The following is a 24,907-nucleotide window of genomic DNA, read 5'->3' on the forward strand; positions in this document are numbered from 1 at the left end:
TATCGGCGATCTGGGGCCGAAGAAACGGTCGCGGAGGCTCAACTTGCCCAATTTCTTTGTCTCCGGAGCACAATCGGTCAGGCACTCGATTGAGGCAAGATTTCCTGGGCACGAGCAGCAACGGCGTCGGCGATTCGTACCAAGATGGGCGGCGACAACTTCCACTGCTGCCAGAACAGCGGCACGTCGTAGACAAAATCCGGATCGATCCCGATCAGCGCATACGCCGATTCGCGACTTTGCAGATCAGGCAACAGACCCCAGCCGTAGCCCAGTCGCACCGCATCCGAAAAACCCGCAGACGAGGGCACCTGGTGACGAGGAGGGTCAACGGGGTAGCCGACCTTCCTGCGCAAGTACCTGTCCTGCAGCAAATCCTTGCGGTTGAACACCACCACCGGTGCGGCTGAAAGTGCTTCTGCCGTAACACCGTCCGAAAACCATCTGTCACAGAATTCGACGCTTGCCATCGGCCGGTAGCGCATGATGCCGAGCCGGCTCGACGTGCACCCTTGAATTGGCGTCGCCGCCGAGGTTACTGCCGCCATCACCGACCCGTCACGGAGGAGATCGGTTGTATGGTCCTGATCGTCGAGATGAAAGTCGAAACTCGCTTCGGCCGTGAAATCTGCAAGCACCTGAAGTACCCACGTGGACAACGAGTCTGCGTTGACCGCAACCGAGATACGAGCCAGTGAGCCCTGTTCGTTGTCAAGACCCAACTCGCGCATGGTATCCCGCGAGAGAGCATCTATCTGACGGGCCAATCGCAGTACCTCGCGCCCCGAGTCGGTGACCTGAACCGGCTTGGTGCGTTGCAGCAGAATCCGGCCCACCGCATGTTCGAGTGCTTTGATCCGCTGACTGACTGCAGATGGCGTGATGTGCAGTTTCCGAGCAGCCGCGTCGAATGTCCCCTCGTCTACCGCGGCGTGGAGCGCTTTCAACTGCTCAATGTCCAGCATGATCTGAAGCTACTCTTATGTGGCTTAAGAATCATTAGCTGGACTGCTGATTATTCGACGGCCAGGCTGGTGACATGCTCAGCAATAGTGACCCGACGTCCGCCGTCGTCGGTTTTGGTGTCGGACTCTCTTTGATCGTTGCGATCGGTGCCCAGAATGCGTTTGTACTTCGCCAAGGCCTGACGCGCTCGCACGTACTCCCGATCGTGACAGTCTGCGCCGTTTCGGACGCAATTCTGATTCTCGCCGGCATCAGTGGAATTGGAGCCATTCTCGAACACGCACCGTCACTGATCACTTTCGTTCGCGTTGCCGGTGCGATTTTCCTACTCAGCTATGCAGTGTTCGCAGCCAAACGTGCCGTCCGGCCGCAGACGTTGGCGCCCGATCAACACGGCAACGGATCAAGGCTTGCCGCCATCACTATGGCATTGGCTCTCACCTGGCTGAACCCACATGTCTACCTCGACACCGTGGTACTGATGGGTTCGATTGCCAACGGCCGCGGCGAGATCGGACGGTGGTGGTTTGCTGCCGGCGCCATCACCGCCAGCGCACTCTGGTTTGCCGCTCTCGGTTACGGCGCACGTCTGCTGACGCCACTTTTTGCCAAACCCAATGCCTGGCGAGTTCTCGACGCCATTATCGCCGTGATGATGACGCCCCTCGGGGTCAGCTTGCTCCTGGAACTCTGAACACGGGCGGGCTGAATTTTGTATCCCGTTCACTGGAACATCGACAACCGCACGCGGGTGAGGCCGTGTTTAAAATCACCTTACGTCGACGTCGAGGACATCACTGACGACATGGTTTCCCGCTTCGCATCTGCACAACCAGTAGCTTTCCGTGCGCGGAAGAACCCACCTGGAAAACCGGCGTAGCCGGGAAAGGCTGAATGATGATGAACTGGAACGAAGAATATGACGTGCTGGTGGTCGGTTCCGGCGGCGGCGGCGTCACCGGCGCCTACACGGCGGCTCGCGAGGGACTGACCGTCAATCTCATCGAGGCAACCGACAAGTTCGGCGGCACCACCGCATATTCCGGCGGCGGCGGCGTCTGGTTTCCGTGCAACCCGGCGCTGCAACGCGCGGGTACCGACGACACCATCGAGGACGCGCTCGAGTACTACCACGCCGTAGTCGGCGACCGTACTCCGCGCGAGTTGCAGGACACGTACGTCCGCGGCGGCGGACCCCTGATCGAGTACCTCGAACAGGACGAAAACTTGAAGTTCGAAATGCTCCCCTGGCCCGACTATTTCGGCAAGGCGCCCAAAGCCCGCCTTGATGGACAACGGCACACCATGCCCACCCCGCTCCCTGTCTCGCAGGCGCCGGAACTGCGGGAGGTTGTGCGAGGCCCCCTCGACTTCGACCGTCTCGGGATCCCGCAACCCGACGACTTTTTCATCGGCGGACGAGCACTGATAGCCCGCTTCCTCAAAGCCATCGAAAAGTATCCGAATGCGAAGTTGACCTTGAACAGCCCGCTTGTCGAGCTTGTGGTCGAAGAAGGAGCCGTCGTCGGCGCCATCGTCGAACGCGATGGACAGCGCGTAGCCATCCGTGCCCGCAGCGGCGTGATCCTGGCAGCCGGAGGTTTCGAGGCGAATGACGAACTGCGACAGAAGTTCGGGGTTCCCGGCCACGCCCGCGACACCATGGGGCCCGGAGCGAACCTCGGCAAAGCGCATCAGGCTGCCATCGCAGTCGGCGCTGACACCGACCTCATGGATCAGGCATGGTGGTCACCCGGACTGACCCATCCCGACGGGCGTTCTGCGTTCGCACTGTGGTTCACCGGCGGCATCTTCGTCAACCAGGACGGTGCACGCTTCGTCAACGAGTCGGCTCCGTACGACCGACTCGGGCGCGATGTGATCGCTCAGATGGAACAGGGCACCCTCACCCTGCCGTACTGGATGATCTACGACGACAAGGAGGGCGAGCGCCCGCCGGTGCAGGCACCGAACGTGTCGATGACAGCGACTGAAAAGTACGTCGACGCAGGCCTGTGGCACACCGCCGACACCCTTGAAGCCCTCGCCGAAAAGATCCGAGTACCGTCCGAAATACTGGTGGAGACAGTCGCTCGATTCAACAAGATGGTCGAAAACGGCGTCGACGAGGACTTCGGCCGTGGTGACGAAGCCTATGATCGTGCGTTCTCGGGCGGCGAACCACCACTGGTGACGATCGAGCAGGGCCCGTTCCACGCGGCGGCGTTCGGAATCTCCGACCTCGGCACCAAGGGCGGGCTGCGCACCGACACGGCAGCTCGAGTTCTCGATACGTCGCACAACCCGATTCCCGGCCTCTACGCGGCGGGTAACACCATGGCTGCGCCAAGTGGAACGGTCTATCCCGGCGGCGGAAATCCCATCGGCACCAGCATGCTCTTCAGCCACCTCGCCGTGCAGAAAATTCTCTCCGAGCGCGAGTAACGCACAGGCTGCCAGCGCACATGCGTTACCGTTCACACGACGCATGTTCCACGCAATTCACGTTTCGAGAGTTGTGACCGTCAGGTAGGACTGACCACGATGACCGCGGACGATATCGGCGACGAACCGCGTGAAGCCAGCCGCGGGTTGGTGCTGCTATGCCTGCTCGCGATCGTCGCCGGAGCTTGTGTCGGCTTCGTCGGTGGAGCGTTCCGGTGGTGCCTGCACAGGGCGGACAGTCTGCGCGAGGCGATTCTGGAATGGTCACATGGGATTCCCTATGTCGGCTGGCTTGTCCCTGTTGCACTGGTGGCGTTGTGCACAGCGCTTGCCGTCATGATCGTGCAACGCGTGCCGCTGGCAGCGGGAAGCGGTATCCAGCATGTGGAAGCCGTCTTCCGCGGCGAGGCACAACCTCCACGTCTTGTCCTCGTGCCCGCAAGATTTGTGGGCGGCCTACTGGCGATCGGTTCGGGACTCGTGCTCGGTCGCGAAGGGCCCACCGTGCATATGGGTGCGGCGATCGGAGCAGAAGCAGGTCGGCGAGCCCGGCTTTCGGTACCGGATGTGCGACTGCTTCAAACATCCACTGCCGGAGCCGGACTTGCCGTGGCATTCAACGCGCCCATCGGTGGCGCTTTGTTCGTCTGCGAGGAAGTCACCAAATCGTTCCGGCTCCGCACAGTCCTTCCCACCTTGTTCGGCGTAGCGGTGGCAGTGGCATGCTCACGGCTGGTGATAGGTGATCGGCCTGACTTCGCGGCCGGCACCGTCCCAAGCCCACAGATTGCACTCCTACCGCTGTTTGTCGTCTTCGGACTGCTCACCGGGATACTGGGGATTGTCTACAACCGCCTGATTCTGGGCATGCTCGATCTTGTTGCGCGCCATCGTCGTATTCCGCCGACCGTCATCGGAGCGATGATCGGTGCCGTCATCGGCGTCGTTCTGTTTCTCAACCCGCTGGTTGCCGGCGGCGGCGATACAGTCTCGCAGATACTTGTCGGTGGGCGCACCTTCGTCATGCCGATTCTGCTGCTGTACTTGGTTGTTCGATTCTTCACCGGCCCGCTGTCCTACGCCGCAGGAACTCCCGGAGGCCTTTTTGCTCCGCTACTCGCCCTCGGCGCGCTCTGGGGTTCGTTGTTTGCCGGGCTGGCAAGCTTCATCCCCGGCGTCGACGCCGGAGTTACCGTCGCGATGGCGATGGTCGGTATGGCCGCGTTCTTCGGCGCTGTGGTGCGGGCGCCGTTCACCGGCATTGTGATCGTCGTGGAAATGACAGCCGTCACTTCGGTGCTGGTTCCGATGCTCGCCGCCACCGCTGCCGCAGTCGTCGTCGCGACATTGGCCGGGTCAGCACCTATTTACGACAGTTTGCGCGAACGGATGCTGCAAGGCCAACGCCCACCTCGCGCGTAGCGAAGTGGGCGTTGGAAGAACCTGCATTACCGGGCAGCCGCGAGAATCAGGCGGAGTGCGCCAACTCGGGTTCCTTTTCGAGCACCGGTGGAGCAGCCTCGATTTTCACCGGTTCCTGCGTGTAGTGGAAGTGCGGGCGACGGTGGCCGATGAAGGACCCGAACCAGGACATCACTGCGACATAACGGTTTCGGAAGCCCACCATGTACATGACGTGCACGGCCAACCACATGAACCACGCGATGGTGCCCTTGAATTCGATCTTCTTGCCCACCCGGACCACAGCGCTGAATCGGCTGATGATCGACATGCTGCCCTTGTCCATGTACTTGAAAGGCGTTCCGGCCTTGCGCTTTCCATTGACAATCTTGGCAGCGTGACGGCCACCCTGCATCGCGACGGGCGACTGACCCGGCAACCCGTTGAGCGAGGTCATGTCGCCGACGGCATACACGTTGGCGAAGCCGCCCACCGTGAGGTCGGGATTGATGAGGAGTCGGCCGGCACGGTCACTCTCACAACCGGTTGCGGCTCCGAGAACTGCGGCAAAGTCGTTGGCGCGCACGCCTGCCGACCAAATGACGGTCTCGGCGTCGATACGCTTCTCTTCCTTGGTCGGGATCGACGACACCGTGACGCCATGCTCGTCGATGGCGGTGACCATGGTGTTGAGAACTACCTCGACACCGGACTTCTCGAGCGATTTCTGCGTGTATTCACTGAGCTTGCCACCGAAGGCGGGCAGTGCAACGCCGGCGCCTTCGACCATGGTGACAGTGACTTCTTCTGCACTGATGTTGTTGATAGCCATCGCGAAATAGCGTCGCGCCAATTCCTTGATCTGACCGGCCAACTCGACACCCGTTGCACCGGCACCGACAACAACAAAGCTCAGCAGGTTCTTGCGAGTGAGTGCGTCGGTGGTGGTGTGAGCCTCTTCGAAGCAGCGCAGGATTTGCTTACGAAGCAATTCCGCGTCTTCGACGGTCTTGAGCTTGTACGTGACCTCGGCAAACTCGTCGCGGCCGAAGTACGCCTGCGTTGCTCCTGTTGCTGCGATCAATGAGCGATATCCGAGCGTGTGCCGTTGGCCCGACGCCTCGTACACGATTGTGTTGTCTTCGGCATTGACCTCGACGACGCGTCCGAGACGAACATCCGCGTCGGGGAACTTCTGCAGGATGTTGCGGATCGGCGGAGCGATTTCGCCGGCCGAGAGCACGCCGGTCGCAACCTGGTAGAGCAGCGGTTGAAAGAGGTGCTCAGTGGTCTCGGAGATGAGGACAAACGGCGTCTTGGACTTAGTGAGCGTCTTCGCGGCAGCAAGTGCCCCGAACCCGGATCCGACGATGACGACCTGAGTCTTCTCGTGTCCCGTTGCATCCACATCTGCGCGACCCGCAGCAGTTCTGTCCACCACAAACTCCTAAACCAAATTGAAAGTATGACTATTACCGTATGGAACGGTCATAGGCTCAGTCCAGCTAGCTGCAGCATTCGCAAGACTGTTATCTGTTTTGCTCATAAGTAGGATGTCGGTATGGACTTTCGCCAACTCAAGTATTTTCTCGTCGTCAGCGAGGAACTGAGCTTCAGCCGTGCTGCCGAACGGTGCTTCATCTCCCAATCCGCCATCAGCCATCAGGTGGCGCGGTTGGAGAAGGAACTCGGCGCGACGCTCTTCGAGCGGTCCACCCGGGCGGTGCACCTGTCACCGGCAGGCTCCCGGTTGGTGCCGATCGCCCAGCAGGTTCTCAGTCTCGAAACCATGGCGTACTCGGTGGCACGCGATCCCAGCGCACGCATCCGCATCACGGGAAACATGAGTTTTGCCGGTCAGACACTGGATGCGATTGCCCATGTGCGCGAACGACATCCGGACCTCGACGTGGAGTTCGTGATCAAGAGTTTTGCGCACCGAATGGACGCCGTGGCGTCGGGCGATGCAGACATTGCGCTTATTCGCGGCAGCGTCGATCGCCCCGGGCTCGAGCCTATCGACCTCGGCGTCGAAGATCTGCTGATCGTCATGTCGAGTCGCCACCCATTGGCCGGCCAGCAGAGCGTCGATCTGAATGATCTTGCCGCCTATCCGCTGCTGCTGCCACCTCGCCAAAGCCAGGTTTTGATTCACCAGGTCGTGGAAGACGCGTTCCGGGAAATCGGGCGTCGAGTGCAGTTGGGTCCGGCAATTCCAAGCGATCACACCGCCACGCTGGACGTCATCACGAACCCAAAGGCCTGGACCCTCCTGTACTCGATCACCGCCGGCGAATCCCCACGCGCCGGAATCAGCTTCATGCGAGAAGCTCACGGGCGCTTGCGAATCCCTGTTTCCGGCGTGACCCGCAGCGGCGCCACACATGTGCCGGAATTCAACGATCTGATTCAGGCACTCAAAGATTCCATGAACCCGTCTTTCACTGAGTGAAAGTTGGGTGGTCATCAGTTCCTTGGCAGAGCAGCGTGGTGAGTAACCATGTGATGCGGCCGAGCGGCGCATCCCCTTTTTCAAGGAGCGACCATGACGAGTTTGATGACCGAACCGGTCTGGGAATCGAAGATCTTTGCCGGAGAATGGATCGCCGGCGGGGCCGCAGATCGCATAGTTGTCGAACCCGCAACAGGTAATCAGCTCAGCACCGTCGGCATGGCCACGCCTGACGACGTCGCTGCCGCAGCCGCGAAGGCCGCCGCGGCCCAGAAAGACTGGGCAGCACGGCCGTACACCGAGCGAGCAGCCGTTTTGCGCCGCGCGGGTCACCTGTTCGAGCAATACGCCGACGAAATCGGTGAGTGGGTAATCCGTGAGGCCGGCAGCATTCCGGCCAAGGCCGGGCTGGAAACCCACACCGCCGCTGAGGAGTGCTACAACGCAGCTGCCCTGGCCGCCCACCCGGTCGGGGAGGTTCTGCGTTCGGAACAGCCTCGCCTCAGCTTCTCGCGGCGCGTCCCCGTCGGAACTGTCGGCGTCATCGCGCCTTTCAACTTTCCGATCATCCTGGCCATCCGCGCGGTTGCACCCGCCCTCGCACTGGGCAATGCGGTGATCCTCAAGCCAGATCCGCGCACCGCAATCTGTGGCGGCGTGGTCCTCGCCCGCATCTTCGAAGAAGCCGGCTTGCCCGCCGGCGTGTTCAGCATGCTGCCTGGTGGCGCCGACGCGGGTGAGGCCATCGTGGTTCATCCGAGCATCCGCGTCATCGCCTTCACCGGATCGACTCGCGCCGGCCGGGCAGTCGGCGAACTGGCCGGACGTCATCTCAAGCGCGCCCATCTCGAACTAGGTGGCAACAACGCCCTGATCGTGATGGACGATGTCGACCTCGAAAAAGCAGTGTCAGTAGGCGCTTTCGGCTCATTCATGCACCAGGGACAGATCTGCATGACGACCGGCCGCCAATTGGTACACGAGAGCATCGTCGCCGATTACACTGCACTCCTCGCCGAGCACGCCGAGAAACTTCCGGTCGGCGACCCCTTCACCGGCCAGGTAGCGCTCGGCCCCATCATCGACGCCAAACAGCGCGACCACATCCACTCGCTCGTCACCGAAAGCATTGCGGCCGGAGCAAAACTGGCCGCAGGCGGAACCTACGAAGACCTCTTCTACCGGCCGACAGTCCTGGCCGATACGCCACTCACAGCCCCCGCCTTTGCCGACGAGGTGTTCGGTCCCGTCGCCCCGGTGACGTCCTTCGCGAGCGTCGACCAGGCGATCGCCATCGCCAACAACTCCGAATACGGCCTGTCCCTGGGCATTCTGACCGCCGACGCCATGCGTGGGCTCGAAATCGCCCAGCAGATCCCGACCGGTCTCGTGCACATCAACGATCAGACTGTCGGCGACGAGGCTGTCATTCCCTTCGGCGGCATGGCGTCCTCCGGCAACGGGGGTCGCGTCGGCGGCATAGGCGCCAACCTCGATGCCTTCACCGAAACACAGTGGGTAACGGCGCAGAGCACATTGCCCGTCTACCCCTTCTGATCCGAATTTCTCAGGAGCACAACATGTCCCAAACAGCGCGCGCCGCGGTCGTCGACAAGATCGGCGACCCGTTCACCCTCGGCGACGTCACACTGGACACGCCACGGGCGGACGAGGTTCTGGTCCGCATCGTGGCCGCGGGTGTGTGCGGCACCGACCTCGGCGTTCAAGCCGGCCACATTCCCTTCCCGTTACCCGGCGTTCTGGGCCACGAGGGAGCGGGCATCGTCGAAGAAGTGGGCAACGCCGTCACCTCGGTCAAGCCCGGTGACAAGGTCCTGCTGTCCTTCACCAGTTGTGGAACGTGCCGAAACTGCCGCACAGCACACCCCGCGTATTGCCAGGAGTTCTTGCCGCGCAACCTTATCGGCGGTAGTCGAGCCGACGGCACCGCGACGATCTCGCGAGGCGGCGAAGACGTGAGCGGCCACTTCTTTGCTCAATCCTCGTTCTCCACATATGCCCTTGCCGACGAGCGCGGCGTCACGAAGGTCTCCGACACCGCTGATCTCGGTCTACTCGCTCCGCTCGGATGCGGCATCCAGACCGGTGCAGGAGCGGTACTCAACATCCTGAAGCCGGAATCCGGCTCGACCATCGCAATCTTCGGTGTCGGAGCAGTGGGCATGGCGGCAGTCATGGCTGCGAAGCTGACGGGTGCGGAGCGCATCTTCGCGATCGACATCGTGCCGTCTCGCCTCGACCTGGCACGCGAACTCGGCGCCACCGATGTGATCAATTCGAAGGACGTCGACGCCGCAGCGGAACTGGACCGGATCAGCGGCGGTCTAGGCATCGACTACGCCATCGACGCCACCGGCAACGTCGCGGTGCTTGCGGCTGCGATCGAATGCCTCGCTCCGCTGGGTACCGTCGCTGCCATCGGCGCTCCCGCAGCCGGAACCACTGTGGCGGTGGACGTAAATTACCTGCTCAACGGGCGCAAGTTTATCGGTGTCACGGAGGGCGACGCAGTGCCGCAGGTATTTCTGCCGTCGCTGGTGTCGCTGATCGAGCAGGGGCGTTTCCCCTTGGAAAAGCTGGTGAAGTACTACCGGTTCGATCAGATCAACGAAGCCGCTGAGGGCATCAAAAACGGCAGTGTGCTCAAGCCGGTTTTGCTGTTCGACTGATTCCCAGCGAGCTTCGGTGAACACAACCGTTGACGGGATCAATTCCCCGGACCTACCATCCAGAGAAATTTACTTCGCCACATTAAATACATTTCTCTTGTAGTTCCCGAGAAGGACCCATTGACGAATACCGCTACGACGAACACTGCTGCCGCGAACTTCGCAGTCGAATCCATCGCACCCTCTCCGCGCCGAGAAGCGGTGATCATCGCGGCCCTGAGCTTGGCCGCGATGATCGTCTCGATGATGCAGACGTTGCCGGTTCCGATTCTCGGGCGGATCCAATCCGACCTGGGAGTCTCGACCGCCGGCGTCAGTTGGGTGACAACGGCCACGCTGCTGTCTGCGGCGGTTTTCACCCCGCTGCTAGGCCGCTACGGGGATCAGCATGGCAAAAAACGCACCCTGGTCGGCGTTCTTGTCGTCATGGTGATCGGTTCGATCGTCGCCGCGCTGGCACACAATCTGCCACTGCTCATTCTCGGTCGGGTTCTCCAGGGAACTGCAACCGCGATCTTCCCGCTGGCGCTCTCGGTCTTGCGCGAAGAACTACGGCCGCACAGGCTTCCCGGCGCAATGGCCTTGGTCAGTGGAACTCTCGCGTTCGGCAGTGGGCTGGCCCTTGTTGCCACCGGACTTCTCACGTCCGGCCCCGACGCCGACTACCGCAACGCCTTCTGGATGGCCACAGGATTCGCGGTGCTGGCCTTGATTGCCGTCATCACCCTGGTCCCGCCCACCACACACAAAAGCGGTGGGCGCGTGGACCTCATCGGTGCGCTGAGTCTGGGAGCAGCACTACTTCTGCTTCTGCTGTCGATTTCTCAAGGCCACCAATGGGGTTGGCGCTCGCCCTTGACGATCATCGTCTTTCTGGCCTCGATCGTGATGTTCGCAGTCTGGGTGTGGATCGAGAAGATCGTCGACGAACCGCTGGTCGACATGCGGATGTTCGTTCACCGCCCGGTGCTGATGGCAAATCTTGCCGGCGTCGTGGTGGGCTTCGGCATGTTCGCAAACTTCCTCGGGATCTCGTATCTCGCCCAACTTCCCCGCGATCTCACCGGCTACGGGTTCGACGCGAGCATTCTGCGTGCGTCGGTCGAATTCTTGCTGCCAGGCGCGTTGGTTTCCTTGATCGCCGCCCCGATCGGCGGTCGACTCATCAGGCTGCGTGGGCCACGCTTCGTCCTGGGGCTCACCGCGGTCCTCGGGGCGTTGCCGTTCGCATGGCTGGCGTTCGACCACACGCACACCGCATCGGTAATCGGTGCAGGCATGGTGATCGGCGCCGCCCTCAGCCTCGGTTATGCAGCCATGCCCGCCATCATCATGTCCAACGTGCCACATCATCAGAGCGGCATCGCCAACGGCATCAACTCGATCTCACGTTCCACCGGCAGTGCCATCGGCAGCGCAGTGGTGACAACGATTCTGGCGTCGATGACAATTGCGAATCTCCCCGAAGGGGTGCCTGCGATGCCCAGTGAATCCGCCTTCACTGTCACGTTTTCGACCGCCGCCGTCGCCTTCGTTCTGGTGGGCCTGGTGGGGTGGCTGGGTCTGCGCCCGCCGCGTTCCCTTGCAGCTTCGGAGCAACGTGCCACCCCAGAGCAACCTCCCGCTAGGTGAGATCGAAAGTACCGCAGAGGATTAGGTACACCGTAGCCTGCGGGCATGGCAGGCGAGACGCTCTACGTGGTCGACCGGATCGTCACGAATCGCGGATGCGGGAAGAAGTTTGTCGACGAATTCCGTGCCGGCTACCTGCCTGGTGCCAGTCGCCGCGGCCTGACGCTCCACAACATACTTGTCAGTCCGCCGTTGTGGTCCGACAGCGAACCCAACGTCGTGACGATCACCTGGACCGTCGACGGAACCACCGGTTGGTGGGCAATGACTCGCCTGAGCCGCGGTGACACCAGCCTGAAGCAATGGTGGGATGCAATGGATCCACTCATCTCCGAGCGTAGTCGCACCATGGCCGCTGCAGCCGACGACGTCGAGGCACTGGCCGATGTATAACGTCACGAGAGTCGTGCATCTTCAATTCGATGACCAGTCGGAATAGCAGTCAGCCGGAACGCGTCGCGCTCAGATCTCCTTCCACCTGCCGCCGCGTACGGGGCGGGGCAAGCCGAAAGCATCGATGTCTCCTTGCGCAATTCGAGCTGCGGCCTCATCGATATCATCGAGCAATTGGGAGGCGAGGTCGATCTCCGCCTGAAAATGGCGGCCTACCCATCGCAAACTCATCTGGGTAAACGCCCAGCCTGGTTCGTTCTCGGAATGATCGGCATGTTCTATTGCCTCGAGCTTCTTCGCCTGAAGATTACAAATGTGATCCAGCACTATCGCTTTGAGTTGATCGGGGTCATTCAGGTGACCCACCCACAGTCTCAACATCACGCCATGTTTGAGGACAGGTGTTTCGATCGGCGATTCGCGTGACCATAATCTGACGACCTCGATACCGGATTCGGTTATCTCGAAGACTCGTCGGTTCCGCTGCCCCGATTCGGAAATCTCCCGCGAACGAACAAATCCCAGTGCTTCCAGCTTCTTCAACTCGGCGTAAATTTGGCTTACCGAAGGACTCCAGTAATAGAATCCAATGCTCCAATCAGCCCACTTCTTCAGGTCGCTACCACTGAGTTCTTCACCGAATGTGAGCATTCCCAGCACTGCCCAACTTGTCGCGGGCAATGCTGGATAACACGTGGTCGCGGGATCAGGCACCGGGCCAGACTAACAAGATGCCAATCACCTGACGCCGACTTCCTCACCGAGTGGACTGATTTCTATATTGTGCTAACAGCTAAAGCCGCAATCGCAGTTCGGATACACCACGGATAAATGCTGTTTCGCCTCAGGTCACTCCACAAACAAATTCCCTGGACTCTGAGGTCGGGCAGAGAAAGGGAGACCGCAAACAGTGCGGTCTCCCTTTCATTCTCGGTCAGTCGGTATCAGCTCCTACTACGGGCATCCACCTTGTCGTCATCGTCGTCGCGCTCGCCGGCTGCGAGCTCGATGTCGGAATCCCGGGCGCCGGCGTCACCGCTCGCCTTCTCGAGCTCGACCGGTGTGTCACCCGACACGACCTCTTCTGCATCAGGCTTTTCCGGCAACGGCTTCTTGAGGCTCAAGATGATCGAGCCTGCCAGCACCACGATGATCACGGCGAGGCTGACCAGTGACGGAATCTCGGGGATGGATGTACTGATCACCTTGTGACCGGCCTGCATGATCAGCTTCACGCCGATGAAGGCGAGGATGATCGACAGTCCCTTGGACAGGTAGTGGAACTTCTCGAGTAGTCCCGAGAGCAGGAAGTACAGAGCACGAAGACCCAGGATCGCAAACGCGTTGCTGGAGTACACGATGAACGGGTCGTCGCTCACTGCCAGAACTGCCGGGACACTGTCGACGGCAAACACGAGGTCGGCCGCTTCGATGGCTACGACAACCGCGAACAGCGGTGTTGCGATGCGCTTTCCGGCTTCCTTCACGAAGAACTTGGTGCCGACGTACTCGTCCTGAACCGGCATGATCTTGCGCAACATGCGAACCGCGAACGACGTGCCGGGGTCGAAGCTTTCGTCCTCGTCCTTGAGGAGCTTGTAGGCGCTGTAGAGCAGGATCGCGGCGAACACGAACAGGACTGCCGTGAACTTGCTGACGATCGCGACACCAGCGGCGAGGAAGATACCGCGGAAGATCAGGGCGCCGATGACACCGAAGAACAGCACGCGGTGCTGGTACTCACGCGGCACCTTGAAGTAACCGAAGATCAGGGCGAAAACAAACAGGTTGTCAACGGAGAGGCTCTTCTCCAGCAGCCAGGCCGTGGTGAATTCGACACCTGAGTCCACCCCCAAGGTCAGGGTGACAACCACCGCGAACACCAGCGACAAACCGACCCAGAGTGCACTCCACCTGGCGGCTTCCTTGAATCCGATGACGTGCGCGCCGCGGTGGGCAAGCAGGTCGATCAGCAGCATGATGACGATAACGGCGGCAAACGCGGCCCATGCCCACACGGGAACCGTCATCGCCGATCACCTACCCGACTGCCACGGTTAACTTCAGTCACGGGATTCTCCTTTGCCTGGAAGACGATTACTTCGATCACGACGGCCGTTTCACCGTCTTCACCAGTTTTCCTTGCCGACTTCAAACCATCACGGTCTATTTGTCGACGACTTTTGCAGCTGAGATTGCCGAGTTACGGCAATCTTGGCGCGATTATGCATGTCGGCAATCTGTCCGAGTGTTCTAGCCTGGCAAGCATGAGCACCTCGTTGTACTACTCCGCCGTTCGCCCTGAACCGTTGTCGGCCGACGAGAGGACGGAAATCGAGCGTCTGATCGCCGTGCACAACGACGAGTTCCCCTTCGACGCCGAAGTCCTCGACTTGTACGACTCGGACATCCCGAACACGGTCCTGAACGGGTCCACCAAGATCTCGAACGACGAAACGGAAATCATCCCGTCCCTCGTGTACTGGTTCAACGCACTGACTGAACTCAGGCGTGCCTTGCCGAACGCGCAGTGGGATGTCTCGCTCGACGACACGCCCGTCGACTGGGACGACGAATCAGGCTATTCGCTACCCGGGTTGCCCGACATCAGCTGAGAGCAATCAGGTGAGCGGAGTTCGGGGCCAATCGAGAAGCTTGGCCCCGAGCACCGCCGCGTGCAGAGCAAAAGCGTCGCCGGGATCATTCACGTTCTGGCCGGTGAGTTCGCGAATGCGATCCAACCGGTAGGTCACCGCCCGTACCGACAGGTGCAGATCCCGGGCCGTCTTTGCCGTGTTCCCTCCCGCCGCGAAGTAGGCGAGCAGCGTCTCCACCATCGGCTCTGCTCCCCCACGTGCTTCGAGCAGCGGCGTGAGGAGAGTCTGAATCAGGTCGGTGACCGCCGGCCTGTCGTTGACCAGCACGCGATAGACCAGCAGATCCCGCGCGTCGATTACCGGCGACTCGAGCGACAACCGCTGTGCGAGATCGAGTGCGTCGAGCGCTTCGCGGTACGACGCCACCACACCGGCGGCCGTTGTACGCGGTCGTCCGACCGCAATCTGCCAGGCCACGTCCATGGCGCGTCGTTGCAACTGAACGCGTCCGGCGCCGTCGGCCCCGGATTCGAGAGCCAACCGAATTCCGCGAAGCACATGGTCGATTGCATCTCGATCCGGCGCCGCAAACACGATGACGAGTTTGCCGCTCTTGCTGGCGACCAGCGCGTCGGCATCACCTTTACTGCCGAGCACTGCACGCTCGACAGCGCCGACCAGAGGATTGTCGTCGGTGAATTCACGCGCAGCGGTCACGACTGCCACCGAATGCGGTCCGGACAAATGCAACCCGAAACTCGAAGCGCGAGCGAGCAATCCGACAACATCGGCGCCACCGGTCAACAAATCGTCCACAAATTCGCGGCGCGCGGATACTTGCGAACGCACGAGCGAGCGCTGCGCCAGCTGAAACCCCTCCGTCAGTTCCGCGACGGCGTCGTCGACAGCCCGGAGCATCACCTCGCCGGCTGCCACTACCGCGTTCGGATCCGATTGCGCTGCAATGACAGCGGGAAGCTCACGCCACAGGCGCCAGGCAGACGAGAGGTACAGATCAAGCAACGCACGTAACGCAACACCTTGCTCGGCCGCGTCCTCGCCACGGCTCCGGAATCGGTGAAGTTGCCTCCGCTGCAGCGGTTTACCGTCACAGACGGCTGAACTGATCACATCGAGGAAATCGCCGAGAAGTTCGATCGGCAATCCACCGGCGTCGTCTGCTCCCGCTACTGCAACCCGTCGAAGCACATCTGCGGGTACACCGGTTCCGTTCACTCCCGCATTCTCTCACTGCGCGGGCGTCAGGACAGATGCATCGAGCCCGTATCGATGTAGCGCTGATGGAACGAGAAAGCCTCACCCAGTATGTGCGGAGTCTGACCCGCGCCCGGCTGCGCGTCGGCGCGGGCGACGTAGTCATGCAGCAGCGGACGGAATTCGGGGTGCGCACACTTGTCGATGACCAGGCGGGCACGACGTCGCGGCGACAGCCCACGCAGATCAGCCAGGCCTTGCTCCGTGACAAGCACCTGGGTGTCGTGTTCGGTGTGGTCGACGTGCGGCACCATCGGGACGATCGCAGAAATCGCGCCACCCCGAGCTGTCGACGGGCTCAGGAACATCGAGACGTAGCCGTTGCGAGTGAAGTCGCCGGAACCGCCGATTCCGTTCATGATCTTCGTGCCCATGACGTGGGTCGAGTTCACGTTGCCGTAGATATCGGCCTCGAGCATGCCGTTCATCGCGATGACGCCGAGCCGGCGGATCACCTCGGGATGGTTGCTGATCTCCTGCGGACGCAACGTGATGTGTTCGCGGTAGAAATCGACGTTCGCGGTCAGTTCTTCGATGCCTTCTTCGGTGAGCGCCAAAGCCGTCGACGACGCATGCGCGACGGTTCCGTCCTTGATCAGCTTGAGCATCCCGTCCTGGATGACCTCGGAGTAGCAGGTCAGGCCGCGATACGGCCCCCGATCGAGACCGCCGAGCACCGCGTTTGCGACATTGCCGATGCCCGCCTGCAGCGGAAGCAAGGTATCCGCCGGCATCCGTCCAGCACGCACCTCGAAGTCGAAGAACTCCAGGACGTGGCCGGCGATCGCCTCACTGACGGCGTCGGGTGCAGACAGGGGGCTCGCACTGTCGCGGCAGTTGGTCTCGACGACGGCAACTACCTTGGCGGGGTCGACCCGGAACGTCGTCTGACCGATCCGGTCCTCGACACGAATGATCTCGAGCGGCTTGCGGTGAGGAGGGAGGGCAGTGCCGTAGTACACGTCATGCATGCCTTCCATAGCCTCGGGCACCCACGAATTGACCTCGAGAATGACTCTGTCGGCAACATCGAGCCAGGTTTTGTTGTTGCCGATCGATGCGGCGGGGATGAGCTCACCCGACGCGGTGATTCCGGCGACCTCGACAACTGCCACGTCGACCTTGCCGTAGTAGCCCTCCCAGACCTGCTGGGCAACGTGCGAGAGGTGAATGTCGACGTAGTCCATCCGGCCGTCGTTGATCCGCTTACGGGCTGTCGCCTCGGACTGATACGGCATGCGCAACGCGATGCCGTCGACCTCGGCGAGTAGGCGCTCGGTCTCGGTGGAGACCGAGGCGCCGGTCAGGAGGTTGATCGTGAAGTTCGACCCCTCCCCGCGGGTGTGGTGAATCCGCTCCGCCAGGGCAGGAACGATGACCTTGGGTGTGCCGGCGCTGGCAAAACCGCTGATCGCGACGGTATCGCCGGGGTGAATGAACTTCACCGCTTCCGCTGCGGACATCACTTTGGAAGCAAAAGCTGTGCTGCGAATACGTCCGGGGGCCGTTGTGTGCCCGGGCTCACCCAATGAGGAAGTCACGCCAACAGGATAAACACAGCCTGCCAAGGTCAAATATTCGGATTACCGAGACAGATTTGATTCAACGTGATATGGCCGCGATCGATAGTCGACGCGGCCCGTACCCACAGTCCCCGAAACCACGTTGCCCTCCGACCCCACGAAAGAGTTGACGGACAACGTCGTTGAGCATGTGCGCACCGATCGAGTGCGTTCGGCCGGGAAGGTCAGCTACCGAAGATCGAGCCGAGGGATCCGGTGACGGGTGGGTCGACGACCGGTGTCGTAGTGACGGTGAAGGTACCTGTACCTGTTGTCAGGACGTCGCCGCTCACGCTGGTGACGGTGCAGGTGACGGAGGTGGCCCCGACCGGAAACACGGTTCCGGAGGCGGGAGTGCAGGTGCCGAAAGTCAGCCCGGTGGGCATCGCGGGAACCGCCCAAGTTGCGGGGGCGCCGTCATTGGATGTGGCGGGGACGGTGATGTCGGACGGTAGTGCCGATGTACCGGTCAGGTTCGCACCTGTCAGGGTCACCCCGGTGAGGTTCGCGCCGGTGAGGTCTGCGCCGGTCAGATCCGCGTGGTAGAGGCCCGCGCCGGTCAGGTTCGTGCCCGCGAGATCCGTTCCGGTCAGGTTTGCGCCGGTCAGGTTGACGCCGGTGAGGTCCGTTCCGGCGAGGTTTTTTCCGGAGCAGTCGGTGGAGTTGCCGGCGGTGGGGTTGGCGACGTAGTTCCCGCACGCGCCGGCGATGATCTGGGCCGGGGTTTGCGTTGCGGCGGTGATGGTTCCGTTGACCTGCAACGTGGCCGGGGTTCCGACGCCGTTGTCGGCGGTGATGGTGAAGTTGATCGGTCCGGGGGCGGTAGGTGCTCCGGTCAGGACACCGGCGGAGGTCAGGGTGAGGCCGTCGGGAAGGGCCCCGACGGTGACGGTGATCTGCGGGGCGGGTGTTCCGGTGGCGGTGAAGGTATGTGGGAGTTCGGTGCCCACAGTCCCCGACAACGTGACGGGCGCGGAGGCGGCGAACCCGGGAGCTGCGGTATACGGGTTGACGGTGACCGTAACGGTCCCCGAACCGGACGCAAGGGTGTTTCCGGCGGTGCACGTGACGGTTGTAGTTCCGACGGGGAAGGTGGTCGGGGTGCCGATCGAGACCGCAATATCGGTCGGTCGGGTGCATTCGCCGAGCCCCACTCCCCGAACGCCCAGGGGTGAGGGAATTGTGACGGCAGCATCGGCAGGTGACGAGGCGGTCACCTGAACATCCGAGGGTATTGCTCTCGTTCCGGTCAGGTTCGCGCCGTACAGATACGAAAGGCTCAGGTCTGCGTCGGTCAGGTCCGCGTCAGTCAGGTTCGCGTGGACCATCGTGGCGGAGTACAGATACACCTCGGTCAGGTTCGCTCTGGTCAGATCGGCCTCCCACACATTTGCGCCGTACATGTTCGCGCCGGTCAGGTTCGCGTCGGTCAGGGTTCCGTAGCTCATGAAAGTGTTGCTCAAGGATGCGTCGATCAGGATCGCGCGGGTCAGGTTCACACCCGTCATTTGCGCGTCGCTCACGTCCGCGCCGGTCAGATCCGCGTCGGTCAGGTTGGCCTGCTCCAGTGTCGCGTAGCTCAAGTCCGCGGCGGTCAGGATTGCGTTTGTCAGTGTCGCACCGGCCAGGTCCGCGCCGATCAGGTTCGCGCCGGCCAGGTTCGCCTTCTGTAGGTTCGCGCCGGCGCAGTCGGACACTATGCCTTCAACAGGATCGGGGTTCGGGACATAGCGGACGCATGCACGGTTGAGGGTTTCAGCGACTGTTTCGGCGGCAGCGAAGCCGGCACCAGCAGTCACGAGCGAGGCCGTTGCGAGAACAACACCACCGAACGCAGCGACAATGCGACCGCAACGAGGACGAGTCCGCCCAGAGCGAGAATTGAGAATCGTCATCTATCGGCCTTCACACTCTGGGTCTCCGCACCGTGCGGCATGGCACCACAGCAGTAACCACCTGGAAAACGTAACGGATATCAGGGCATGAAACACCCAAAAAGAGTGGCCACTTTAGGCCTCGGGTACTAAGTGGCCGGAAACGCCCAACCGAGGGGCGAGTTCAGATAACCAGTCGAAGATCATCCGCCGTTGGACAATGGGCCGAAGCGCAATCGAAGGCATCGTGCAGCCGTCTTCTGAAACCGACATCCCGACCGAATGGAGCAACACGTGAGGACCTCACCGCCGACCGTCTCGCTGACGCTCGACCAGCTTGCCTCACGCGCTGCTTCACTGATTGCCGACAACCGTCGGTACATCCTCGGCATCACGGGAGCACCTGGAGCCGGAAAATCGACGGCATCCCAGACCATCGCGCGAAAGCTGGGTTCTCGATGCGCCATCGTCGAGATGGACGGCTTCCATCTCGCCAATCGGGAACTCGACAGGCTAGGCAGGCGCGATCGCAAGGGCGCCCCCGACACGTTCGACGCCGACGGGTACGCGGCACTACTACGTCGACTTCGAATGCAGGACAGCACGATCTACGGGCCGATCTTCGATCGCGAGATCGACGAATCCATCGGCAGCGCGGTGCCTGTCACCCCGGAGACTCCACTGATTGTCACGGAAGGCAACTACCTTCTCTTCGAGACCGGAGCCTGGCCCGACGTCCGCGCGTCACTCGACGCCGTGTGGTATCTCGACGTTCCGGAAGAAACTCGCACGGAAAGACTGGTGACACGACACAGCCGCTTCGGAAGGAGTTCCGAAGCGGCTGCGGCGTGGGTACACGAGGTGGATCAACCGAATGCCGTTGCTGTCGAGGCAGTTCGGGTGCGGGCGGACCTGATTGTCAGGATCGAGCCGTCAGAGAGCCCGTGATGGGAGCTTTGGCCTTAGGATCGCCATAACGCCCATGCGACGAGGCAACGCTCATGAACGCGCTCCAGGAACAGCGACGAAGTACTTCTGGGACGGTTCGACGTTCTCCCACGTGCCGCCAAACGACTTCGGCACAAATGCGTCACCAGAAGCGAATTCGCGATGGTGTCGGTCGAGATCGACAAGTGCCACGCGGCCGCTGACCATGTTGCTTACTTCGTCGTACGGGTAGGGATCACAGTTGACCGGGGCCGAATGTTCGAATGTCATCGACTCTCGTGTCAGTTTCCCCCGCGTTGAAGCTCGAGATTTGTGCAGCAAATAGATTCAGTACATTTGAGGTGATCTTCTCGGTGAACGGATCGTGGTGAATCAGTCCATTCACCCATTCGGTAGAACCAGCGTTGAACACCGTTCCGAAACCTCGCTGGTGGCACGCGATCATTCCCGATCCGTATTCGAGATCACGAAGGTGCTCGGGCGGCTCACTCCCGTAGAAGCATTCGATAATGCCCCGCACCTCGGCAAAAGGTGCACCGATGGGAACCGCGCCGTTCCAATTGTCCCGTGAACCCGATACCGCCGGCGCCATCGCGATGATTTGCAGATCCTCGGGAGCACCGTCAACCCCGGTGGCGGAGGGCTGCCCCTTCGTGAACGTGTAATCCACTCCATCCATCTCGAATCCGGCCACACAGATCGGGGCGATCCCGAAGTTGTCGCCGTAATACAGGTCGGTTCCGTTCAGTGCCCAATGGTCCGGCCGGTACACCGTGAACCCGCCGGAGGACCGGGGAGTCGTTGCGCCATAACGGTTGTAGACACCAGCCATACCGGTCAAACCCATCGTCCACGCTCCCGGTCGGGCAACTTCGGGCGAATCCCATGCCGTTGTCACCCGCGTCGGATCAACCTCACGCATCGGATCATCGAACGGATTCTTGTAACAGACCTGTGCATCGCCCTCGATGCGGACCTGCCAGAGGAAGTTGCCGCCAAATCGCGCCAAACCTCCTCCGCCGTCAACGAACTCGTCGATTCGGTCGCGCATTTCCCATGACCAGTACTCATCGTGACCGACGACTACCGCACACGAATATCCCTGCAGTGCTGAAGGATCTTCGTGTAGATCATGCTGGGTTATGTGATGCACGCGGAAACCTTGCTCTTCCGCCCACACCGTGAACGGCCGTTCGTACGTCGCCCAAAAAGCATCGGCGTGATGACGCGAATAGCCGTTCACCCAGGCCCACTCGTAGGGTGGGTGTCTCGGAACCCAGCCCACTCCGGGAGTATCGGTGTGAATATTGCGCGCTGCACCTTCAGGTTTACGCAGCATTCCTCGCGCGATGGGGCGTTGCGTCGAGGAAATCGGTGTCGGCACGTCGCCGGAACCGTCCGGAACACCGCGGTAGTGATTGGCCCCGCCCCAGTCGTTGTAAGCCAACATCGTGCTCGTCGTGTGAATGAGAACCAGGTCGGCCAGCGCGGCGTCCCGCGAACGGACGATGAAAAAGCCTTCACGCTCGACGACGATGCCTTCGTGACGCATCCGTACGAGAATCAAATACATTCCCGAGGACCAATTCGAGGCGACTGTGAACGCGAGGGACTCAGACCATCCGCAGCCGACTGCATAGGCGTCCGCGGGCGTCGCCTGCTGCTTTCCGGGCAGACCGATGTACTTGACGATGCTATGGGGCCGTGCGCCGTCTCGCACGATCTCGAGGTCGTATTGGTCTGCGGTGGTGTGGACTCGAAGGGAGACGGTCTCGCCGGCGAAGTACGAGAACTTGTCTGCGTACACCCAGATCTCCGGCTCTCCCGAAAGCAATCCCGGCCGTTCGACCAAACCGCCGGGGACCGACCATGGGTGTTCGCTCATACCGACAGCACTTCGATCGAGTGGTTACGGACCCCCAGGCGCCGAAGAGCCCCCACCACGAATGCAGCGAGCAGTGGTGTTGCGAACCACAGATTATGAACAGTGGACAAGCCCGCCATAGTGCCCATGCCAAGTGCCAGGCGGACCTTCTCGCTGATGTCCACTCGGCTATATCCCACGGCCGTGACCAGAACGGCAACCATCAGCGCGCCTGTAGAAATCGGTATCGAGATATCGAAAAGGTTGTCGAGCGTGGACGACGTGAAAATACCGCAGGCGACAACAAAACCGATCTGGCCACCGAGATCGCCGACATAGGCCACTACCGAAGATCCCGCGCCGAACCCCTCCGCGATGTAGGCGCTGTTGGTAGTGCCCGAGCAAAGGTCATGAGGAGCTCGAGGCGGATGCGTGGCGGGACTTGTACCCGTTGGCCGCAGGTCGGTTTTGTCGGTCATGCAATGACTCCGTGCGTTATCGCAATATGCGCTTGGCTGAAACGAGTGCGTCGGGTTCATCCGAATTGGTTCGACGTTGTGCCGACGTTCCACGAGCGTGCCGAATCGTTTCTTCAGTGTCAATAGCTGTGATGAAACGATTCTGCACTCGAATGTCACTAGACGACCGTCCACTAGGCTTGCCTTCTTTTGCCTTGCCGAAACGATTGGGCGTTAACCTGTAGTAGAAACCGACCAGGGAGTAAGGAAACCAGCCCGATGATCACGCCGAACGTCCCGACGCTTCGCGATGTCGCGGCTGCTGCCGGCGTCGCGGTGTCGACAGTCTCCTACGCACTCAATGGCAAGGGCCGAGTCGACGGGACGACCCGGGCGCGCGTTCAAGAGGTGGCCGACCGCCTGGGTTACCGGGCAAATCGCTCGGCACAGAATCTTCGGACCGGCCGGACTGCCACCCTCGGACTGATGCTCCCCACTCGGGACGAGTTGTCATCGTCCGAGTACCTCAACTTCGACTGGTACGGCCGCGTGGCTACCGCCGCCACTCAGGCCGCGTTTCATGCGGATCACTCACTCCTGCTACTGCCGTCGATGAAAGACCCGAACGGGCTGCGGCGCATCGAGATGGACGGCGCTCTCGTCGTCGACCCGATGACGCACGACCCTCGCGTCGATGTATTGAACAAGCTCGGAATCCCTACTGTCGCAGTGGGCCCGGGAAGTCGCGAACAGTTCGGATGGACCATCTCACCGAATCTCTTCGCCACGACCGAAACGCTCCTGGACCACCTCACTGAGAAGGGCGCGACAGACATCCTCGTCCTCAATCCCGGAATGGATTCGGCGTGGAACCGCGCGACAACCACCGCTTACCGCGAGTGGTGCCGCACCCACAGCGTGACACCCAGAGCGACGGATGAACTTGCAACGTTCGAAGGTGTCGATACCGTCGAAAAACTCGTCGCCGCTGCGTATTCGACGACTCACGAAGCACTGACATCCGAGAATCCACCGGACGCGATCCTTTCGTTCATCCTCGGCTGCGCTCCTGCTGCTGCACGAGCGGCGCTCGATCTCGGTCTGTCAATTCCTGGAAGCATCTTGATCGCCCAGAACAGCGACGAACCCGCTCTACTGATCTCCGATCCCCCGATCACCGCCGTCGACTTCTTCCCCGAAGAACAGGCAGCATTGGCAGTGGATGCACTGCTAGCCCTGATCAACGGCGACGAACCGCGCAACCAGGGCCACACTCGGGGCGAACTTCGCGTCAGAGTCAGCACGGACCGAACCGTAGGCACCTGAAATTCACTTGTCGTAGATAGACTCCTATTTACGACAATCTCCCCAGCGTGACGAGAGGAATCCGGCCATCGCGCACCGCTCCGCCAACCGGCTGCTTCGGTATGTCGCGGTTGCGCTGGTCTGCTTGTTCACCCTGGTTATTTCCGTTTCCAGCGCGGCGGGCACCGATCGATCCGTAGCACCGTTACGCATTTCCTATGCCGCCGACACGGACACGTTCGGGGATTTGTATCTACCCCCCGGCGACGGAGATTCACTACCAGTGGTTGTCCTCATTCACGGTGGCGGATGGGCCCAGAAAAGTAACCTCGACTACGCAGGCGCGTGGGCTCGATCGTTGACGCCCTACGGAATTGCCGTGTGGAACATCGAGTATCGGCGCGTGGGCGGGCACGGCGGATGGCCGACCACTCTCTCGGACACCGTCACGGCAACAAACGCCTTGGCCGACGCTGTGCAGGAAAAGGCTTCCGGAAGACTGGATCTGGGCCGCGTGCACGTAGCCGGCTACTCGGCCGGCGGCCAACTCGCCGCCTGGGCAGCGTCGCGACCTAGCCAAGGTATCGACGCGCCCGACCCTGCTCTCACAGTATCCATTCGATCAGCCACCGTTATGGCCGGTGTCTTCGACATGGAACTCGCGGCCACATCCGGCAAGGATCGATTTGTTCGAAATCTTCTGGGCGGCATGCCGTCCGACTACCCGGATCGATACCGTGTTGCCTCGCCGATCGAACATCTTCCCATCGGCATCCCGGTCACAGCACTGCACGGGCAAGCTGACCGGGTGGTCTCGATCGAGCAGAGCCGACGCTATGCCGACGCCGCCCGCGTGGCCGGTGATCGCGTCGACCTGATCGAACTTCCCGGCGTCGGCCACGGCGAATTCACCAACACCGAATCCGCAGCCTGGGCTACCACCAAGCAAGCGATAATCGATCACGTAGATACCCCTTGAGCAGGTGAAACCACCTACTGTGAGCATGATCGCCAGGAAAAGGATTAGCTGAAACCGACACCATGA

General features: G+C 61.3%; 22 protein-coding genes. 12 read left to right on the forward strand and 10 right to left on the reverse strand.

Translation table 11 applies throughout. The features are described 5' to 3' along the window. Positions 1–77: 77 nt before the first annotated feature. Positions 78–965: a LysR family transcriptional regulator ArgP gene (locus CJ178_RS18855; RefSeq protein WP_095887368.1), complete on the reverse strand. Its 888-nt coding sequence runs from the start codon at positions 963–965 to the stop codon at positions 78–80. 74 nt (positions 966–1,039) lie between these two features. Between CJ178_RS18855 and CJ178_RS18860 the strand changes: the two genes are divergently transcribed. From CJ178_RS18860 to CJ178_RS18870, 3 genes are all read left to right on the forward strand, one after another. Then, positions 1,040–1,660, forward strand: coding sequence for a LysE/ArgO family amino acid transporter (locus CJ178_RS18860; RefSeq protein ID WP_095887369.1), 621 nt, complete (start codon positions 1,040–1,042; stop codon positions 1,658–1,660). A 203-nt stretch (positions 1,661–1,863) separates the two neighbouring features. Next, positions 1,864–3,411 carry an FAD-binding protein gene (locus tag CJ178_RS18865; protein WP_095888043.1) on the forward strand — a complete coding sequence of 516 codons (1,548 nt, stop codon included), beginning with the start codon at positions 1,864–1,866 and terminating at the stop codon, positions 3,409–3,411. A 99-nt stretch (positions 3,412–3,510) separates the two neighbouring features. Beyond that, positions 3,511–4,833 (forward strand): ClC family H(+)/Cl(-) exchange transporter, encoded by a 1,323-nt coding sequence (locus CJ178_RS18870; RefSeq protein WP_095887370.1) that lies wholly within the window; start codon positions 3,511–3,513, stop codon positions 4,831–4,833. A 46-nt stretch (positions 4,834–4,879) separates the two neighbouring features. Here the strand turns inward: CJ178_RS18870 and CJ178_RS18875 are convergent, their stop codons facing one another. After that, positions 4,880–6,250 (reverse strand): NAD(P)/FAD-dependent oxidoreductase, encoded by a 1,371-nt coding sequence (locus tag CJ178_RS18875; RefSeq protein ID WP_045065538.1) that lies wholly within the window; start codon positions 6,248–6,250, stop codon positions 4,880–4,882. 123 nt (positions 6,251–6,373) lie between these two features. On the opposite strand from CJ178_RS18875, the gene CJ178_RS18880 reads away from it, so the two are divergent. The 5 genes from CJ178_RS18880 to CJ178_RS18900 all read left to right on the forward strand — a co-directional run bounded on the left by CJ178_RS18880 (position 6,374) and on the right by CJ178_RS18900 (position 11,979). Continuing rightward, positions 6,374–7,264: a LysR family transcriptional regulator gene (locus tag CJ178_RS18880; RefSeq protein ID WP_045065541.1), complete on the forward strand. Its 891-nt coding sequence runs from the start codon at positions 6,374–6,376 to the stop codon at positions 7,262–7,264. A gap of 93 nt (positions 7,265–7,357) precedes the next feature. After that, positions 7,358–8,821, forward strand: coding sequence for an aldehyde dehydrogenase family protein (locus CJ178_RS18885; protein WP_095887371.1), 1,464 nt, complete (start codon positions 7,358–7,360; stop codon positions 8,819–8,821). A 23-nt stretch (positions 8,822–8,844) separates the two neighbouring features. Then, positions 8,845–9,954, forward strand: a complete 1,110-nt coding sequence (locus tag CJ178_RS18890) for an NAD(P)-dependent alcohol dehydrogenase (protein ID WP_095887372.1) — start codon at positions 8,845–8,847, stop codon at positions 9,952–9,954. Positions 9,955–10,074: 120 nt separating this feature from the next. Beyond that, positions 10,075–11,586: an MFS transporter gene (locus CJ178_RS18895; protein WP_257013256.1), complete on the forward strand. Its 1,512-nt coding sequence runs from the start codon at positions 10,075–10,077 to the stop codon at positions 11,584–11,586. Positions 11,587–11,631: 45 nt separating this feature from the next. Next, the gene (locus CJ178_RS18900) at positions 11,632–11,979 is read left to right on the forward strand and encodes a hypothetical protein (protein ID WP_095887374.1); all 348 of its coding nucleotides are present in this window, start codon (positions 11,632–11,634) and stop codon (positions 11,977–11,979) included. A gap of 69 nt (positions 11,980–12,048) precedes the next feature. Here the strand turns inward: CJ178_RS18900 and CJ178_RS18905 are convergent, their stop codons facing one another. Next, a complete protein-coding gene (locus CJ178_RS18905) occupies positions 12,049–12,630 on the reverse strand; it encodes a PadR family transcriptional regulator (RefSeq protein ID WP_080711699.1) in 582 nt (193 codons plus the stop codon). Positions 12,631–12,923: 293 nt separating this feature from the next. Further along, entirely contained in the window at positions 12,924–14,009 is a 1,086-nt protein-coding gene (locus CJ178_RS18910) for a TerC family protein (RefSeq protein WP_033233687.1), read from the reverse strand. A 237-nt stretch (positions 14,010–14,246) separates the two neighbouring features. Between CJ178_RS18910 and CJ178_RS18915 the strand changes: the two genes are divergently transcribed. Beyond that, positions 14,247–14,594 (forward strand): hypothetical protein, encoded by a 348-nt coding sequence (locus CJ178_RS18915; RefSeq protein WP_095887375.1) that lies wholly within the window; start codon positions 14,247–14,249, stop codon positions 14,592–14,594. A gap of 6 nt (positions 14,595–14,600) precedes the next feature. Here the strand turns inward: CJ178_RS18915 and CJ178_RS18920 are convergent, their stop codons facing one another. The 3 genes from CJ178_RS18920 to CJ178_RS18930 all read right to left on the reverse strand — a co-directional run bounded on the left by CJ178_RS18920 (position 14,601) and on the right by CJ178_RS18930 (position 19,308). After that, the gene (locus tag CJ178_RS18920; protein ID WP_033233688.1) at positions 14,601–15,812 is read right to left on the reverse strand and encodes a PucR family transcriptional regulator; all 1,212 of its coding nucleotides are present in this window, start codon (positions 15,810–15,812) and stop codon (positions 14,601–14,603) included. Between the two features lie 26 nt (positions 15,813–15,838). Beyond that, positions 15,839–17,392 (reverse strand): acetyl-CoA hydrolase/transferase family protein, encoded by a 1,554-nt coding sequence (locus CJ178_RS18925; protein ID WP_095887376.1) that lies wholly within the window; start codon positions 17,390–17,392, stop codon positions 15,839–15,841. Positions 17,393–17,598: 206 nt separating this feature from the next. Beyond that, positions 17,599–19,308, reverse strand: coding sequence for a pentapeptide repeat-containing protein (locus CJ178_RS18930; RefSeq protein ID WP_095887377.1), 1,710 nt, complete (start codon positions 19,306–19,308; stop codon positions 17,599–17,601). Positions 19,309–19,581: 273 nt separating this feature from the next. Here CJ178_RS18930 and CJ178_RS18935 point away from each other — a divergent pair, with 273 nt between their 5' ends. Next, positions 19,582–20,235 (forward strand): nucleoside/nucleotide kinase family protein, encoded by a 654-nt coding sequence (locus CJ178_RS18935; RefSeq protein ID WP_095888044.1) that lies wholly within the window; start codon positions 19,582–19,584, stop codon positions 20,233–20,235. Positions 20,236–20,286: 51 nt separating this feature from the next. Here CJ178_RS18935 and CJ178_RS18940 read toward each other — a convergent pair whose 3' ends face one another. The 3 genes from CJ178_RS18940 to CJ178_RS18950 are packed head-to-tail and all read right to left on the reverse strand — an operon-like array spanning position 20,287 to position 22,578. After that, on the reverse strand, positions 20,287–20,505 hold the full coding sequence (locus CJ178_RS18940) for a cupin domain-containing protein (protein WP_239654643.1): 219 nt from the start codon (positions 20,503–20,505) through the stop codon (positions 20,287–20,289). Beyond that, positions 20,471–22,120 (reverse strand): N,N-dimethylformamidase beta subunit family domain-containing protein, encoded by a 1,650-nt coding sequence (locus CJ178_RS18945; protein WP_239654644.1) that lies wholly within the window; start codon positions 22,118–22,120, stop codon positions 20,471–20,473. Before CJ178_RS18945 ends, CJ178_RS18940 begins: the two co-directional genes overlap by 35 nt. Beyond that, positions 22,117–22,578, reverse strand: a complete 462-nt coding sequence (locus CJ178_RS18950) for a hypothetical protein (protein ID WP_179300776.1) — start codon at positions 22,576–22,578, stop codon at positions 22,117–22,119. Before CJ178_RS18950 ends, CJ178_RS18945 begins: the two co-directional genes overlap by 4 nt. Before the next feature lie 258 nt (positions 22,579–22,836). Between CJ178_RS18950 and CJ178_RS18955 the strand changes: the two genes are divergently transcribed. Then, entirely contained in the window at positions 22,837–23,883 is a 1,047-nt protein-coding gene (locus CJ178_RS18955) for a LacI family DNA-binding transcriptional regulator (RefSeq protein ID WP_095887378.1), read from the forward strand. A gap of 124 nt (positions 23,884–24,007) precedes the next feature. Further along, a complete protein-coding gene (locus CJ178_RS18960) occupies positions 24,008–24,841 on the forward strand; it encodes an alpha/beta hydrolase family protein (RefSeq protein ID WP_257013257.1) in 834 nt (277 codons plus the stop codon). Positions 24,842–24,907: the final 66 nt, after the last annotated feature.

The sequence above is a fragment of the Rhodococcus sp. ACPA4 genome, assembly GCF_002300185.1.
GTDB classification, from domain to species: Bacteria; Actinomycetota; Actinomycetes; order Mycobacteriales; family Mycobacteriaceae; genus Rhodococcus_F; species Rhodococcus_F globerula.